Annotated in this window: 11 protein-coding genes and 2 pseudogenes; 7 read left to right on the top strand and 6 right to left on the bottom strand. The window is 60.8% G+C overall.

The annotated features are described in order from the left end of the window. Window positions 1-79 precede the first annotated feature (79 nt). Window positions 80-1,489, bottom strand: a complete 1,410-nt coding sequence (gene glnA, locus JL05_RS00555; RefSeq protein ID WP_004931244.1) for a glutamate--ammonia ligase — start codon at window positions 1,487-1,489, stop codon at window positions 80-82. A gap of 46 nt (window positions 1,490-1,535) precedes the next feature. On the opposite strand from glnA, the gene JL05_RS25240 reads away from it, so the two are divergent. The 6 genes from JL05_RS25240 (at window position 1,536) to fabY (ending at window position 6,787) form a co-directional block, all read left to right on the top strand. After that, complete coding sequence (locus JL05_RS25240) at window positions 1,536-1,802, top strand: hypothetical protein (protein WP_134942553.1); 267 nt, start codon at window positions 1,536-1,538, stop codon at window positions 1,800-1,802. A gap of 56 nt (window positions 1,803-1,858) precedes the next feature. Next, window positions 1,859-3,682, top strand: a complete 1,824-nt coding sequence (gene typA / locus JL05_RS00550; protein ID WP_004931243.1) for a ribosome-dependent GTPase TypA — start codon at window positions 1,859-1,861, stop codon at window positions 3,680-3,682. 166 nt (window positions 3,683-3,848) lie between these two features. Further along, entirely contained in the window at window positions 3,849-4,439 is a 591-nt protein-coding gene (yihX, locus tag JL05_RS00545) for a glucose-1-phosphatase (protein ID WP_004931242.1), read from the top strand. Between the two features lie 51 nt (window positions 4,440-4,490). Continuing rightward, window positions 4,491-5,384 (top strand): virulence factor BrkB family protein, encoded by an 894-nt coding sequence (locus JL05_RS00540; RefSeq protein ID WP_004931239.1) that lies wholly within the window; start codon window positions 4,491-4,493, stop codon window positions 5,382-5,384. Next, window positions 5,381-5,818, top strand: coding sequence for a D-aminoacyl-tRNA deacylase (gene dtd, locus JL05_RS00535; RefSeq protein ID WP_025304712.1), 438 nt, complete (start codon window positions 5,381-5,383; stop codon window positions 5,816-5,818). Before JL05_RS00540 ends, dtd begins: the two co-directional genes overlap by 4 nt. A gap of 21 nt (window positions 5,819-5,839) precedes the next feature. Continuing rightward, window positions 5,840-6,787, top strand: a complete 948-nt coding sequence (gene fabY / locus JL05_RS00530; RefSeq protein WP_004931235.1) for a fatty acid biosynthesis protein FabY — start codon at window positions 5,840-5,842, stop codon at window positions 6,785-6,787. A 37-nt stretch (window positions 6,788-6,824) separates the two neighbouring features. On the opposite strand, the gene JL05_RS00525 is transcribed toward fabY, so the two are convergent. Together JL05_RS00525 and JL05_RS00520 are read right to left on the bottom strand one after the other, a co-directional pair. Then, window positions 6,825-8,486 carry an AsmA family protein gene (locus JL05_RS00525; protein ID WP_033631366.1) on the bottom strand — a complete coding sequence of 554 codons (1,662 nt, stop codon included), beginning with the start codon at window positions 8,484-8,486 and terminating at the stop codon, window positions 6,825-6,827. A 128-nt stretch (window positions 8,487-8,614) separates the two neighbouring features. Then, window positions 8,615-10,013, bottom strand: a pseudogene (locus JL05_RS00520) (nucleobase:cation symporter-2 family protein). A 240-nt stretch (window positions 10,014-10,253) separates the two neighbouring features. Between JL05_RS00520 and gltS the strand changes: the two are divergent. Continuing rightward, a pseudogene (gene gltS / locus JL05_RS00515) lies at window positions 10,254-11,464 on the top strand (sodium/glutamate symporter). 46 nt (window positions 11,465-11,510) lie between these two features. Here the strand turns inward: gltS and recG are convergent. From recG to spoT, 3 genes are read right to left on the bottom strand one after another with little or no spacing between them, the layout of a single operon-like run. Further along, entirely contained in the window at window positions 11,511-13,592 is a 2,082-nt protein-coding gene (gene recG, locus JL05_RS00510; protein WP_033631365.1) for an ATP-dependent DNA helicase RecG, read from the bottom strand. After that, the gene (gene trmH / locus JL05_RS00505; protein WP_004931227.1) at window positions 13,589-14,284 is read right to left on the bottom strand and encodes a tRNA (guanosine(18)-2'-O)-methyltransferase TrmH; all 696 of its coding nucleotides are present in this window, start codon (window positions 14,282-14,284) and stop codon (window positions 13,589-13,591) included. The genes recG and trmH overlap by 4 nt, the downstream gene beginning before the upstream one ends. Window positions 14,285-14,289: 5 nt before the next feature. Next, window positions 14,290-16,401, bottom strand: coding sequence for a bifunctional GTP diphosphokinase/guanosine-3',5'-bis pyrophosphate 3'-pyrophosphohydrolase (spoT, locus tag JL05_RS00500; protein WP_004931224.1), 2,112 nt, complete (start codon window positions 16,399-16,401; stop codon window positions 14,290-14,292). Window positions 16,402-16,415 lie beyond the last annotated feature (14 nt).

Genomic DNA, 16,415 nt, shown 5'->3' with positions numbered 1-16,415 from the left:
TGAAAGTTTCCACGGCAACAAAAAAGCGATAACAAAAATTGTGGGCGCCGTCCGCCAGGGCAGACGGCGCGGGTAGAACTTAGACGCTGTAGTACAGTTCGAACTCAACCGGGTGTGGCGTCATGCGAATGCGGTCCATCTCTTCTTTGCGCAGTTCGATGTAGGCATCGATCGCATCGTCGGTGAACACGCCGCCGCGGGTCAGGAACTCGCGGTCTTCGTTCAGTGCGGCCATCGCCTCGTCCAGCGAGCCGGCCACTTTTGGGATCTCGGCTTCTTCTTCCGGCGGCAGGTCGTACAGGTTTTTGTCCATGGCGTCGCCAGGGTGGATCTTGTTGATGATGCCGTCCAGGCCGGCCATCAGCAGCGCGGCGAAGCACAGGTATGGGTTAGCCGCCGGATCCGGGAAGCGGGCTTCGATGCGGCGCGCTTTCGGGCTGGCGACCACCGGGATACGGATGGACGCGGAGCGGTTACGGGCGGAGTAAGCCAGCATCACCGGCGCTTCGTAGCCTGGCACCAGACGTTTGTACGAGTTGGTGGTCGGGTTGGCCAGCGCGTTGATCGCCTTGGCGTGCTTGATGATGCCGCCGATGTAGAACAGTGCGGTTTCAGACAGGCCGCCGTATTTGTCGCCGGCGAACAGGTTGGTGCCGTTCTTGGACAGCGACATGTGGCAGTGCATGCCGGAACCGTTGTCGCCGAACATGGGTTTCGGCATGAAGGTCGCGGTTTTACCGAAGGCGTGCGCCACGTTGTGCACCACGTACTTGTAGATCTGAATTTCGTCGGCTTTCTTGGTCATGGTGTTGAAGCGGGTTGCCACTTCGTTCTGACCGGCGGTCGCCACTTCGTGGTGGTGCGCTTCAACCACCAGGCCCATCTCTTCCATGGTCAGACACATGGTGGAACGCAGATCCTGCGAAGAGTCGACCGGTGGAACCGGGAAGTAACCGCCTTTCACCGCCGGACGGTGGCCTTTGTTGCCGCCGTCGTATTTTGTGCCGGAGTTCCAGGCGCCTTCGATGTCGTCGATCGCCACGTGGGAACCGCGGATGCTGCTGCCGAAGCGGATGTCGTCGAACAGGAAGAACTCAGGCTCTGGCCCGAACAGCACGGTGTCCGCGATGCCGGAGGAGCGCAGGAAGTCTTCGGCGCGTTTGGAGATGGAGCGCGGGTCGCGATCGTAGCCTTGCATGGTGCCCGGCTCGAGAATGTCACAGCGAATGATCAGCGTAGGTTCTTCGAAGAACGGATCCAGAACCGCCGTGCTGGCGTCCGGCATCAGCACCATGTCAGATTCGTTGATGCCCTTCCAACCACCGATAGAGGAGCCGTCAAACATTTTACCTTCTTCGAAGAAGTCGGCGTTTACCTGGTGAGCCGGGATAGTCACGTGCTGTTCCTTACCCTTGGTGTCAGTGAAACGCAGGTCTACGAATTTCACTTCATGCTCATTCAGCATCGTCAAAACGTGTTCAGCGGACATACTTAACTCTCCCGGTTTATCATTGTCGTCGTCGTGGAACGAATCTGTGGAACTGGCTTTTTTCGCCTTGAAAAGACTAAAGCGAAAAGCGTGCCAACTTTTAAAAAAGGCTTTCATCGCCTTTCTGCGCGGGTTTTACCCAACCACAGTATGCACCATCAGTGATAAATTGCACCGAAATGGTGCAATTGGGGTGAGCGTGGGCACTGAAATGGTGCAAAAGTGCAACGATTGCGGCTTTTTGCACCGTGAAAGGGATCACAAACTGACCGGTACGCGGTTGTTTATAAGAGATGGTTGTGATCTTGTTTAGTCCCTCGCTTAATACGTGTACAATAGCGCGCTATTTCTAATGCCCGAGGCAAAGCTGTGATCGAAAATTTGCGTAACATCGCCATTATTGCCCACGTTGACCATGGTAAAACCACCCTGGTTGATAAGCTGCTGCAACAATCCGGTACTTTCGGAGAGCGTGCGGAAGCCACCGAACGCGTAATGGACTCCAACGATTTGGAGAAAGAGCGTGGGATTACCATCCTCGCAAAAAACACCGCCATTAATTGGAACGGTTACCGTATCAACATCGTGGATACCCCGGGACACGCCGACTTCGGCGGCGAGGTAGAGCGCGTGATGTCGATGGTTGACTCGGTGCTGCTGGTTGTGGATGCAATGGATGGCCCTATGCCGCAAACCCGCTTCGTGACCAAGAAGGCCTTCGCCAACGGTCTGAAGCCGATCGTGGTCATCAACAAGGTTGACCGTCCAGGTGCGCGCCCTGACTGGGTTGTGGATCAGGTGTTCGACCTGTTCGTGAACCTCGACGCGACCGACGAGCAGCTCGACTTCCCGATCATCTACGCTTCTGCGCTGAACGGCATCGCCGGCGTCGATCACACCGACATGGCGGAAGACATGACCCCGCTGTATCAGGCGATCGTCGACCACGTGTCTGCGCCGCAGGTTGAGCTGGAAGCGCCATTCCAGATGCAGATCTCCCAGTTGGACTACAACAACTACCTGGGCGTTATCGGCATCGGCCGCATCAAGCGCGGTAAAGTGAAGCCGAACCAGCAGGTCACCATCATCGACAGCGAAGGCAAAACTCGCAACGGTAAAGTGGGTAAAGTGTTGGGTCACCTGGGTCTGGAGCGTATCGACAGCACCCTGGCGGAAGCGGGCGACATCATCGCCATCACCGGCCTGGGCGAGCTGAACATCTCCGACACCATCTGCGACACCAACGCCGTAGAAGCGCTGCCGGCGCTGTCCGTCGACGAACCGACCGTCACCATGTTCTTCAACGTCAACACCTCGCCGTTCTGCGGTAAAGAAGGCAAGTACGTGACGTCGCGTCAGATCCTTGACCGTCTGAACAAAGAGCTGGTGCACAACGTGGCGCTGCGCGTCGAAGAAACCGACGATGCGGACGCCTTCCGCGTATCCGGTCGTGGCGAGCTGCACCTGTCGGTGCTGATCGAAAACATGCGTCGCGAAGGTTTCGAGCTGGCGGTTTCCCGTCCGAAAGTTATCTTCCGCGAAATCGATGGCCGCAAGCAGGAGCCATTCGAGAACGTAACGCTGGATATCGAAGAGCAGCATCAGGGTTCCGTGATGCAGGCGATGGGTGAGCGTAAAGCTGACCTGAAAAACATGGATCCGGACGGTAAGGGCCGCGTGCGTCTCGACTACGTGATCCCAAGCCGCGGTCTGATCGGCTTCCGTAACGAATTCATGACCATGACTTCGGGTACCGGCCTGCTGTACTCCACCTTCAGCCACTACGACGACGTGCGTCCGGGCGAAGTGGGCCAGCGTCAGAACGGCGTGCTGATCTCCAACGGCCAGGGCAAAGCGGTCGCGTTCGCGCTGTTCGGCCTGCAGGATCGCGGCAAGCTGTTCCTGGGCCACGGTGCGGAAGTGTATGAAGGCCAGATCATCGGTATTCACTCACGTTCCAACGACCTGACCGTAAACTGCCTGACCGGTAAGAAGCTGACCAACATGCGTGCTTCCGGTACTGACGAAGCAACTACCCTGGTTCCGGCCATCAAAATGACCCTGGAGCAAGCTCTGGAGTTCATCGATGACGACGAACTGGTAGAAGTAACGCCAACCTCGATCCGTATCCGTAAGCGTCACCTGACGGAAAACGATCGTAAGCGTGCCAGCCGCGGTCCTAAAGACGCTTAATCGCTGATTGAGTGTCTCATGCTTAGGGCGCGGTTCTCGCGCCCTGAGTTTTTTCCTCTGTTGTTCCCCGTTTGTGCGGCGCGCTATGCGCTTTTCCGTTCGCTCCCTGTTCAGCTGTTCCTTTTCCCGCTACAGTGAAATCTCACCGGCCCATCAGGAGAGGACTATGCTGTATATCTTTGATTTAGGTAATGTGATCGTCGATATCGATTTCAAGCGTGTGCTGGGCGTGTGGAGCAATTTGAGCGGCACGCCGTTGGCGGTGCTGTCCGATCGTTTCGCCATGGGTGAGGTGTTCCAGCAACATGAGCGCGGTGAAATCAGCGATGAAGACTTCGCCGGCAAGCTGTGCGATGAAATGGGCATTGCGCTCAGCTTCGAACAATTCGCCACCGGTTGGCAGGCGGTATTTGTCGCGCTGCGCCCGGAAGTGATCGACATCATGCAGCGCCTGCGCAACGAAGGCCACCGGGTGGTGGTGCTGTCGAACACCAACCGCCTGCACTGCAACTACTGGCCGCAGCACTATCCTGAAGTGGCCGCCGCCGCCGATCATCTCTATTTGTCGCAAGATCTCGGCATGCGCAAGCCGGAGGCCGATATCTATCAACATGTGCTGGCCGCGGAAAACACCGCCGCCGCCGACGCGGTGTTCTTCGACGATCACCCGGCGAACGTCCTCGCCGCGCAGGCGCTGGGGATCAAGACGGTGCACGTCACCGATCGCGACGTGGTGCCGGCCTATTTTGCTCAATGAGCGCAGGGCGCGTTAAGCTTAAGGCGTATCAACGGACATCAAGGAGTGACCATGTCGTTTTTCCGCCGCAAGAAGCTGCCCTCTGCGATTAAGCCCGGCGTCACCTTCGGACGGCTGCTGTACCAGCGTATCGATCATGATGGCCTGACGATGTTGGCGGGCCATCTCGCCTATGTTTCCCTGCTGTCGCTGGTGCCGCTGGTCACGGTGGTGTTCGCGCTGTTCGCGGCTTTCCCGATGTTTTCCGACATCAGCGAGCAGCTGAAGAGCTTTATCTTTTCCAATTTCGTGCCGGCCGCCGGCAACGTGATCCAGAACTACCTGGAACAGTTCGTCGCCAATTCCAACAAGATGACCGCCGTCGGCACCTGCGGGCTGATCGTCACTGCGCTGTTGCTGATTTCCTCGGTGGACAGCGTGCTGAACACCATCTGGCGCAGCAAGAACAAACGGCCGATCGTCTTCTCCTTCGCCGTGTACTGGATGGTGCTGACGCTGGGGCCGCTGCTGGTGGGCGCCAGCATGGCCATCAGTTCTTACCTGCTGTCGCTCAACTGGCTGGCGCAGACCGGCGTCAATGGCCTGGTGGATCAGGTGCTGCGCATCTTCCCGCTGATTTTGTCGTGCATCTCCTTCTGGCTGCTGTATTGCATCGTGCCGACGGTGCGCGTGCCGCCCAAAGACGCGCTGATTGGCGCGGTGGTGGCCGGATTGCTGTTCGAGCTGGGCAAGAAGGGATTCGCGCTGTACGTCACCATGTTCCCTTCCTATCAGCTGATTTACGGCGTGCTGGCGGTGATCCCGATTTTATTCCTGTGGGTCTACTGGAGCTGGTGTATCGTGTTACTCGGCGCGGAAATTACCGTGACCATCGGCGAATACCGCGACTACCGCCGGCAGAAGGCGGAGCAACAGGAACCAAAACCAGAAGGGCAGCAGGAATGATTGCGTTGATTCAACGGGTGTTAAACGCCAGCGTCACGGTGGGTGGCGAGACGGTAGGCAAAATTGGCCCCGGTTTGTTAGTGTTATTGGGCGTGGAGCAGGGCGATAACGAGCAAAAAGCGCAGCGCCTGTGCGAACGCGTGTTGGGATACCGTATTTTCGGCGACGAGAACGACAAGATGAACCTCAACGTCCAGCAGGCCGGGGGCAGCGTGCTGGTCGTTTCGCAGTTCACCCTGGCGGCGGACACCCAGAAAGGCATGCGGCCCAGCTTCTCGCGCGGCGCGGCGCCGCAAGAAGCCGATCGGTTGTATCAATATTTTGTTGGCCAGTGCCGCGAACGCGGCGTAGAGACCCAGACCGGCGAGTTCGCCGCCGACATGCAGGTGGCGCTGGTCAACGATGGTCCGGTGACATTCTGGCTACAGGTCTAAGCATTCGGAGAACAGGCGTCTATGTATCACCTACGAGTACCCGTAACAGAGCAAGAACTGAAAGAGTATTACCAGTTTCGCTGGGAAATGCTGCGCAAGCCGCTGCACCAGCCGGTGGGTTCGGAAAAGGATGCCTATGACGCCATGGCCCATCACCAAATGGTGGTGGATGAAGCCGGTAAAATCGTCGCCATCGGGCGGCTGTACATCAATGCTGATAACGAGGCGGCGATCCGTTTTCTGGCGGTAGACCCGACGCTGCAGGATAAAGGGCTGGGGACGCTGGTGGCGATGACGCTGGAGTCCGTCGCGCGGCAGGAAGGCGTGAAGCGGGTGGTGTGCAGCGCCCGTGAAGACGCGGTGGATTTCTTTGCCAAGCTGGGGTTCGTCAATCAGGGCGAGATCACTGCACCGCAGACCACCCCGATCCGCCACTTTTTGATGATCAAACCGGTAGCGACGCTGGACGATATCCTGCATCGCCCCGATTGGTGCGGCCAATTGCAGCAGGCCTGGTATGAACATATCCCCCTGAGCGAAAAGATGGGCGTGCGCATCAGCCAGTACACCGGCCAGCGCTTCGTCACCACCATGCCGGAGATCGGCAACCAGAACCCGCACCATACGCTGTTTGCCGGCAGCCTGTTCTCGCTGGCGACGCTGACCGCCTGGGGGCTGATTTGGCTGCTGCTGCGCGAGCGCCATCTCGGTGGCACTATCATTCTGGCGGACGCGCACATTCGCTACAGCAAACCGATCACCGGCAGGCCGCGGGCGGTGGCGGATCTCGGTTCGCTAAGCGGTGATTTGGCGCGTCTGGCGCGGGGCCGCCGTGCGCGCGTGCACGCCGAAGTGCATCTGTTCGGCGATGAGGATAAGGGCGCGGTGTTCGAAGGCACTTACATGGTGTTGCCGGCCGAGCCGGATGTGCCGCTGGATCAGGGCGGTTCCGAAGCGCTGGAAGAGTAAAACGGCGGCCCTGCCTGGCGGCGGGCCGCGCGATAGATTACGGCAGCTGTTGGTTCACCGTCTGGCCGTCGCCGGCGGTGGCTTGCAGAGTCCCCTTCAATGAAGCTTTGAACGGCCCGTCGCTGTTCAACAGCCCTTTCAACTGCAGCTCAAGGTTGCCGTCGCCCGTCAGCGGCACCGGCTGCCATCCCCATTGCTGCAAGGTATTGAGCGGTACCGAGCGGCCGTGCAGCGTCAGCAGGAATGGTTTGCCCGGCAGCTGATCGACGGTCGCGTTGGCCTCAAGCAGCCCATTGGGCATAAAGGCGCTGAGTTCGGTGACGGCGATCTGGTTGGCGTCGGCGTTCAGCGCCAGCGAAGGGCGCCGCACGTCGATCTTGTTGAAGGTGGCCTCGCTGCCGTTCAGGTTCAGCGAACCGGACCAGATGCCCCACTGGCGATCGCGCGCCAGCAGCAGGTTGCTGCCGTAACCGTCCAGCGCGGTGATCTGGAACGGAAACGCCGGGTTGATGTCGATGATCAGATTGCGGTTGGTGGTCAGCTTGGTGACGTACACCTCCGCCAGCCAGTCCGGCAGCGGTTTCAGCCACAGCTCGCGCCAGTCGATAGGCAGGGTGTACTCCAGCGCCGCCATGGCCACTTCATCCAGCTGCAGGCGTTTGCCGGCGCGCAGCCAATTGCCGGAGGTGCGCAGCAGCCCGCCTTCCCAGCGGGTGGTGAATTGCTGAATGGCGATGCCGGCGGAGGAGAGGCGCAGGGTGGCGATCGGGTCGATCAGGTGGAAACCGCCGTTGATCACATCGCTGGCATTGACGTTGAGCGAGCCGTCTTCGCTGCGCCAGTCGCCTTTTTCGATGCTGACGTTTTGCAGCGACAGATCGAGATCGTTAAACGCCCACGCCTTGCCTTCCAGGCGCGCGTCGATCAGATCGAAACGCTTGAGGGTGACCGGCGGCAGGGTGGTAAAGCGCTGCATGAATTCCGCTAGCGTCAACGGGGTCTGCATGCGCACGCCGCTCAGCCGCAGGCGATCCACTTGCCAACTGCCGTCGGCGGCGCGGCTGGCCACGCCGGTCAGGTCGCCCTGCGCCAGATCGGCGCCGAAATTGTTCAATAGCAGCTGGCCCTGTTTTTGCTCCCCCTGCACCAACACCTTCGAAGCGGGAATGCCGTTCAGCGTCATCGAACCGGCGCTGAACTGGAACTGATTGTTGTCCCCCAGCAGATGGCCGGCCAGCGGGCGCCACGGCGTGATGCCGGCATTGACCCGCTGCGCGTTGAGCTGCCACTCGTTATCGTTGGATTGCAGCGCCATGTTGCTCAGCTGCAGCACGTCGGCCTGTACAGGCAGCGCAGCAGTCTGCGGCTGCACGTTCAGCGTGCCGTCACGCAGCGTGACGCTGTGGAAATAGCGCGGTTCGGTGATTTGGCGCAGGCTGAGGCCGAGATCGACGCGTTTGGCGGCCAGCGCCTGCGGCTGGCCATTGCGCGCCAGCTGCACCTCTTCCAGACCGATCTGGTCCGGCTGGCGCCACGAATGGGTGATTTTTCCTATCGACAGGCGGTATTCGCTGTTGTCGCTGATCCAGGCGCTCAGGCGGCCTGCCGCCCAGCGGGTTTGCCCCACCAGATACAGCACCACCGCCGCCAGCACGGTCAGCAGCAGCAACGTCAGCAACAGCTTTCCGATAAATTTCATCGTCTACATCCGCATCGGTCAAAAAAGATACCCTGTTTATGCCGCAATTGGCCGGGCATCTCAAGGGCAATGGTCTGATAGACAATAAAAAACGGCCGCAAGCGGCCGTTTGAACGCCAATGGACGGGTTACTTTTTCTCGTGTTCCTGCGGGAACACCAGGTTCAGCACGATGGCGGTAATGCCGCCGGCGGCGATGCCGGAAGAGAGCAGGGTTTTCAGCCAGTCCGGCGCGAACTGGAGGATCAGCGGCTGCTGAGAGACGCCCATGCCGACGGCCAGCGACAGTGCCATGATCATGATGGCGCGGCGGTTCAGGCGCTCGCGCGACACGATGCGCACGCCGGAGGCGGCGATGGTGCCGAACATCACGATGGTCGCGCCGCCCAGTACCGGCTCGGGAATGTGCTGCACGAAGCCGGCCACCGCCGGGAACAGCCCCAGCGCGATCAGCATCAGCGCCACTACGAAGCCGACGTAGCGGCTGGCGACGCCGGTCAGCTGGATCACGCCGTTGTTCTGGCCGAAGCAGGAGTTGGGGAAGGTGTTGAACACCGCCGACAGCATCGAGTTCAGGCCGTTGGCCAGCACGCCGCCCTTCAGGCGCTTCATGTACAGCGGCCCGCTGACCGGCTGTTCGGAGACGTCAGAGGTGGCGGTGATGTCGCCGATGGTTTCCAGCGAGGTGACCATAAAGATCAGCATCAGCGGCAGCAGCAGGTTCCAGTCGAAGCCCAGGCCGTAATAGAGCGGCGTGGGGATGGTGATCGCCGCCGTGGGGCTGCCGATGCGTCGGGGGCAGCATGTCCATCGCCCAGGCCAACAGATAGCCGACCGCCATGGCGATCACCAGCGAAGCGACGCGCAGGTAAGGGTTGCGCTGGCGGTTCAGCAGGATGATGACCGCCAGCACCGCGCCGGCCAGCAGCAGGTTTTTCGGCGAGCCGAAGCTGTGATCGTTCATCGCGGCGTAGCCGCCGCCGATCGAGGTCAGACCGACCTGAATCAGCGACAGGCCAATGATCATCACCACGATGCCGGAAACCAGCGGGGTGATAATGCGGCGCGCCAGATGCAGCACGCGCGACAGTAAAATTTCGGTGCAGGAAGCGACCATCAGCGTGCCGAACAGCGCGGCCATCATGGTCGGCACGTCGGCGCCGCCGTTTTTCAGCGCCAGACCGCCCATGATCAGCGGCGAAACGAAATTGAAGCTGGTGCCCTGAATCGACAACAGCCCGGAACCCACCGGCCCCCAGGTTTTGATTTGCAGAATGGAAGCCAGACCGGAGGCGAACAGCGACATGCTGATGATGTGCTGGGTATCCTGTGCCGGCAGGCCCAGCGCCTGGCAGATCAGCAGAGCCGGTGTGATCACCGCGACGAACATCGCCAGCAGATGCTGGCCGGCGGCAAACAGCGTTTGCGGCAGCGGCGGGCGATCTTCCAGGCGATAAATCAGTTCACTGGCGCGGGGTTCTGAGGCGGCTTGGCGCGCGGCATCAAGCTCGGAGGATGACATGCTCATGGTGTGGCGTTTCCAGATACGGCAAAGCAGGCATTTTAATGCCCCGCCCCGCAAAAGCAAACGGTTGCGCGTAAATATTATGTTGCCGACTTTCCCGTTTATGTCGCATTTTCATTCATTTTTTCTTGTCATCTCAGCGTTTTTTACTTCTAATCCTGCACTCATCAAGTTTAAAAACTAAGTGGTTTTCTATAACTTATTATTTTTATTTGGATCTTTTCCCTTACATGGAGTACCTAGATGTTTCATCTTGATACTTATGGCACGTTAGTCGCGGCGACGCTGGTTTTGCTCCTCGGAGGCAAGTGCGTCAGAACCATTCCCCTGCTGCGAAAATATACCATTCCCGCTCCCGTCGCCGGCGGTTTGCTGGTGGCCCTTCTGCTGTTAGCCCTGAAAAAGCTCGTCAACTGGGAAGTCAGTTTTGACATGTCGCTGAAGGATCCGCTGATGCTGGCCTTCTTCGCCACCATCGGCCTGAACGCCAACCTGGCGCGTTTGCGCGCCGGCGGCAAGGTGCTGGTAGTGTTCCTGTTCGTGGTGCTGGGGCTGCTTATCGTGCAGAACGCCATCGGCATCGGCATGGCGAAAATGCTGGGGCTGGATCCGCTGATGGGCCTGATTGCCGGATCGATCACCCTGTCGGGGGCCACGGCACCGGGGCGGCCTGGAGCAAGCTGTTCATCGAGCGCTACGGTTTTGAAAACGCCACGGAAGTCGCCATGGCCTGCGCCACCTTCGGCCTGGTGCTGGGCGGCCTGATCGGCGGCCCGGTGGCGCGCTATCTGGTCAAACACTCCTCTACGCCGGAAGGCACCCCGGATGACAGCGTGCAGCCGAGCGGTTTTGAGAAGCCGGAAAGCGGCCGTCTCATCACCTCGCTGGTGATGATCGAAACCATCGCCATGATCGCCATCTGTCTGAGCCTGGGGCAGTTGATTGCCGGCCTGCTGGGCGGCACGGTGTTTGAACTGCCGAACTTCGTTTGCGTGCTGTTCGTCGGGGTGATCCTCAGCAACACGCTGGCCTTCACCGGCTTCTATACCGTGTTCGAGCGGGCGGTGTCGGTGTTGGGCAACGTCAGCCTGTCGCTATTCCTGGCGATGGCGTTGATGAGCCTGCGCCTGTGGGAGCTGGCCTCGCTGGCGCTGCCGATGCTGGCGATCCTGGCGGTGCAGACGCTGGTGATGGCGCTGTACGCGATATTCGTCACCTACCGGGTGATGGGCAAGAACTACGACGCGGCGGTGCTGGCCGCCGGCCACTGCGGCTTCGGCATGGGTGCCACGCCGACGGCGATCGCCAACATGCAGGCGATCACCGATCGCTTCGGCCCGTCGCACGTGGCGTTTTTGGTGGTGCCGATGGTGGGGGCGTTCTTTATCGATATCGCCAACGCCATCGTCATCAAGCTGTATCTGCTGCTGCCGGTGTTCCCGGCGGTGGGGTGATATCGCGAGCCAGAAAAAAAGAAGAGGGCGCCGTCGGCGCCCTTTTTTATGCGTTGGAGTAGCGCGCCTTCTCCGGCAGCCAGCGTTCAATCAGCGCCTGGGCGTGTTCCGGGTAGTGCTGGTGGAGGTGGCGAGCGACGCGCTGCACTTCGGGGATCATCGCCTGGTCGCGCAGCAGGTCCGCCACTTTGAATTCGGCGCTGCCGGTCTGGCGGGTGCCGAGCAGCTCGCCCGGGCCGCGGATCTCCAGATCGCGCTGGGCGATGACAAAGCCGTCGTTGCTGTCGCGCAGCACCTGCAGGCGCGTTTGCGCGGTTTTGCTCAGCGGCGTTTTGTACAGCAGCACACAGTGTGAGGCCACCGCGCCGCGCCCTACGCGGCCGCGCAGCTGGTGCAGCTGCGCCAGGCCCAGCCGTTCCGGGTTTTCGATGATCATCAGGCTGGCGTTCGGTACGTCGACGCCGACTTCGATCACCGTGGTGGCGACCAGCAGCTGCAGCTCGCCCTGTTTAAACGCCTGCATCACCGCCTGCTTCTCCTGCGCTTTCATGCGGCCGTGCACCAGCGCCACCTTCAGCTCCGGCAATGCGGCTTTCAATTCCTCCCAGGTGGCTTCCGCCGCCTGCGCTTCCAGCAGCTCAGATTCCTCGATCAGCGTACACACCCAGTAAGCCTGCCGCCCCTCTTCCAGGCAGGCGCTCTTCACCCGTTGAATGATGTCGGCGCGGCGGGTATCGGGAATGGCGACGGTGGTCACCGGCGTGCGGCCCGGCGGCAGCTCGTCGATGACCGAGGTGTCGAGATCGGCATAGGCGGTCATCGCCAGCGTGCGCGGGATCGGCGTGGCGGTCATGATCAGCTGATGGGCGTGGAAGCCTTGCTCTTCGCCTTTCTCCCACAGCGCCAGCCGCTGATGTACCCCGAAGCGGTGCTGCTCATCGATGATCACCAGCGCCAGGCCGTTGAACTGTACCTGCTCCTGGAAGATGGCGTGGGTGCCGACCACCATTGACACCTGGCCGCTGGCGATGGCTTCCTGCTGCGCGATGCGCGCCTTGCCTTTCTGTTTGCCGGCCAGCCAGCCGACCTCCAGCCCCAGCGGTTCAAACCACTGGCGGAAATTGTTGGCGTGCTGCTCGGCCAGCAGCTCGGTCGGCGCCATCAGCGCCACCTGTTTGCCGTGCGCGATGGCGCGCAGCGCCGCCAGCGCCGCCACCAGCGTTTTGCCGGAGCCGACGTCGCCCTGCACCAGCCGCATCATCGGGAAGTCTTTTTGCATATCGGCTTCGATGTCGGCCACCACGCGCGTTTGCGCGCCGGTCGGCGAGAACGGCAGCTGGGCGAGAAAACGGTTTTTCAACCGATCGTCCGGCAGCAGCGGCTGCGCCCGGTAACTCTGGGCGCCGGCGCGCACCGCCAGCATGCTGAGGTTATGCGCCAACAGCTCTTCGAGGATCAGGCGTTTTTGCGCCGGGTGTTTGCCCAGCTCCAGATCCGCCAGCTGGATGTCCGGCGGCGGGCGGTGCAGTGTGTGCAGCGCCTGCGGCAGGCTCATCAGGCCGCCGCTCAGCTCCGGCGGCAGCAGTTCGGCGATGGCGCAGGTATCCAGCAGCGCCAGCGCCTGATCGGTCAGCTTGCGCAGCGTGGCCTGCCGCACCCCTTCGGTAGTGGGATAAACCGGCGTCAGCGACTCCTGCAGCTCAACCTCGCTGGCTTCGCCCTGAATGCGGTATTCCGGATGGATGATTTCCGCGCCGTGGTTGCCGCGTTTGATCTCGCCGTAGGCGGTCACGCGGCGGCCGGTGGCCAGGCTGTTTTTCATTGCGGCGTTGAAGTTGAAGAACCGCATGGTGAGGATGCCGGTGCCGTCGCTGATCTGGCTGGTCAGCATGCGGCGGCGGCCGAAACTGATGTCGCTGCGCAGCACTTCCCCCTCTACCGTGGCGTAGATGCCCGGCAGCAGATCGTTGATCGGGTAGAGGCGGGTGCGGTCTTCGTAGCGCAGCGGCAGGTGCAGCAGCAGATCCTGAATGGTGTCGAGGCCGAGTTTGGCCAATTTGCCCGCCTGGCTGGCGCCAACCCCGGAAAGCGTGGTGAGTGGGACAGCATCCAGCAGGCGGCCTTTCATTTGCGTACCGTCGCCTGCATGGCCGCCCACCATTCGGCGCTGGCGACCACCTGGCCCTGTTCATCGATCTGCGGGCGCGGCAGCCCTTTGCGCTTGGCCACGTTGGCCAGCACCGGGTAACCGCCTTCGAACAGCAGACGCTGCTGCTCTTCTTCGTCCAGCATGCTGTTGTCGCGACGGTACAGGCCGGCGTTTTGCCGCTGGCGCTGCGCCTCATACAGGATCAGCGCCGAAGCCACGGAGACGTTGAGCGATTGCACCATGCCGATCATCGGAATGACGATGTCCTGATCGGCCAGCGCCAGCGCTTCTTCGGTGATGCCGGTTTTTTCCTGGCCGAGCAGCACGCAGGTTGGCCGGGTGTAGTCCACCTCGCGGAAATCGACCGCGCGCGCAGACAGGTTGGTAGCCAGAATTTGCATGCCCTGCGCTTTCAGGTGCCCGACCGCGTCGCCGATGGTGCGGTGGGTTTTAACGCTGACCCAGCTGTTGCTGCCGGCGGCGGAGGAGACCAGGGTGCGCATGCGGGTGGTGGGCCACACGGCGTGGACCTGATGCACGCCGACGGCGTCGGCGGTGCGGATAATGGCGGAGACGTTATGCGGCTTGTGCACCTGCTCCAGGCAGACCGTCAGATCCGGCTGCCGGGTCGCGAGCATTTCACAAATCCGCGCATAGCGTTCAGGACTCATAAGCGCTAGTTTCGGTTGCGGTTAACTTTGATCACATCCGGCATGATACGGATTTTACGCATAATGTTTGCCAAATGGATGCGATCGCGGGTGGTCAAGCGGATAAAGGCGCTATAAACCCGACCGTCTTTCTCTTCGGTGTTCAGGCTCTGAATATTGGACTCGGCCGCGTTGATCGCCGCCGTCAGGTTGGCCAGCGCGCCCTGGTGGTTAAACATATCCACCTTGATCTCGGCGATGAACTCCTGCTCGGTCTCTTTATCCCACTCGACCGCCATGAACTTCTCAGGCTCTTTCTGATAGCCGCGAATATTGCGGCAGGATTCATGGTGGATCACCAGCCCTTTGCCCGGGCTGACGTGAGCGATAATCGGGTCGCCCGGAATCGGACGGCAGCACTTGGCGAAGGTGATCAATACGCCGTCGGCGCCCTTGATGGCCAGGTTGCGCACGCCGGAAGAGGTGCCCAGGCTGGACTGATCGCCCTGCAGGTTCTTCGCCACCACCACGCTCATGGCGTTGCCGAGGCCGATTTCCGCCAGCAGATCGTCCAGCGTCGCCAGCTTCATGCGGTCCAGCTCGTGCTGAATGTTTTCCTGCGGGATTTCGGCCAGTTTGCGGCTGCCGCCCAACGCATGGTTGAGCAGACGGCGGCCGAGGCCGACGGAGTCGTCGCGCTTGAGGTTCTTCAACATCTGGCGAATCTTGGCGCGCGCTTTCGAGCTCACCACGAAGTTCAGCCAGGCGGCGTTGGGCCGCGCGCCCGGCGCGGTGATGATCTCGACGGTCTGGCCGCTGGTCAGCGACTGCGACAGCGGGTACGGCTGACGATCGACGCGCGCGCCGACGCAGGCATGGCCGATATCGGTATGCACCGCATAGGCGAAGTCGACCGGCGTGGCGCCGGCGGGCAGCTCGACGATGCGGCCTTCCGGGGTGAAAACGTAAATCTCATCCGGGAACAGATCGGATTTGACGCTCTCGATAAATTCAAACGAACTGCCGGCGCTTTGCTGCAGCTCCAGCAGGCTTTGCATCCAGCGCTGGGCACGGATCTGCGCCGTGGTGCCGGTTTCGCCCTGTTCTCTTTCCTTGTAAGCCCAGTGCGCGGCCACCCCCATCTCAGCCATCTGATCCATGTCTTCGGTGCGGATCTGCACTTCGACCGGCACGCCGTGCGGGCCGATCAGCGAGGTATGCAGCGATTGATAGCCGTTGGCCTTGGGAATGGCGATGTAATCTTTCACCCGCCCCGGGCGCGGTTTATACAGGCTGTGCACCTGGCCGAGCACGCGGTAGCAGGTATCGACCTCTTTGACGATCACCCGGAACGCGTAGATATCCATGATGGAATGAAAACGCTGTTCTTTCAGGTGCATCTTGAGGTAGATGGAATAGAGGTGTTTTTCCCGCCCGCTGACGCGGCAGGCGATGCCGGCTTCCGTCAGCCGCCCTTCGATCTCGGAGAGGATTTTTTGAATCATCTCTTTGCGGTTGCCGCGCGCGGCTTTCACCACTTCCTTGATCACGCGGTAGCGGTTTGGGTACAGCGCCTCGAAGCCCAGCTCTTCCAGCTCGGTTTTCAGGTGATGAATACCCAGGCGGTGGGCGAGGGGGCTGTAGATTTCCAGGGTTTCACGCGCGATGCGCCGGCGTTTGTCGGGGCGCAGCGAACCGAGGGTGCGCATGTTGTGCGTACGGTCGGCCAGCTTGATCAGCACGACGCGGATATCCTGCACCATCGCCATGATCATCTTGCGGAAGTTTTCCGCCTGCGCTTCTTTCTTGTCCTGGAACTTCAGCTTGTCGAGCTTGGAGACGCCCTCGACCAGTTCGGCGACGCTCTTGCCGAACAGCTGTTCCATATCTTGATAGGTGGCCGGGGTGTCTTCGATGACGTCGTGCAGCAACGCCGCCATCAGCGTCTCGTGGTCGAGACGCATTTCCGCCAGGATGCAGGCCACGGCGACCGGGTGAGTAATGTAGGGCTCACCGCTGGAGCGTGTCTGGCCCTCGTGCGCGTCGCGCGCGACGAGGTATGCCTGTTTGAGGCGCTTAATCTGCTCCTCGGGCAGGTAACGTTGAATCAGCAGATTCAGGCTTTCAAACAGGTACAAGGCGGACTCGCTGT

The organism is Serratia nematodiphila DZ0503SBS1 (assembly GCF_000738675.1).
In the GTDB taxonomy this organism is placed as follows: Bacteria; Pseudomonadota; Gammaproteobacteria; order Enterobacterales; family Enterobacteriaceae; genus Serratia; species Serratia nematodiphila.
The sequence above is the reverse complement of the archived record's forward strand: the minus strand, read 5'-3'. Positions and strand labels throughout refer to the sequence as shown.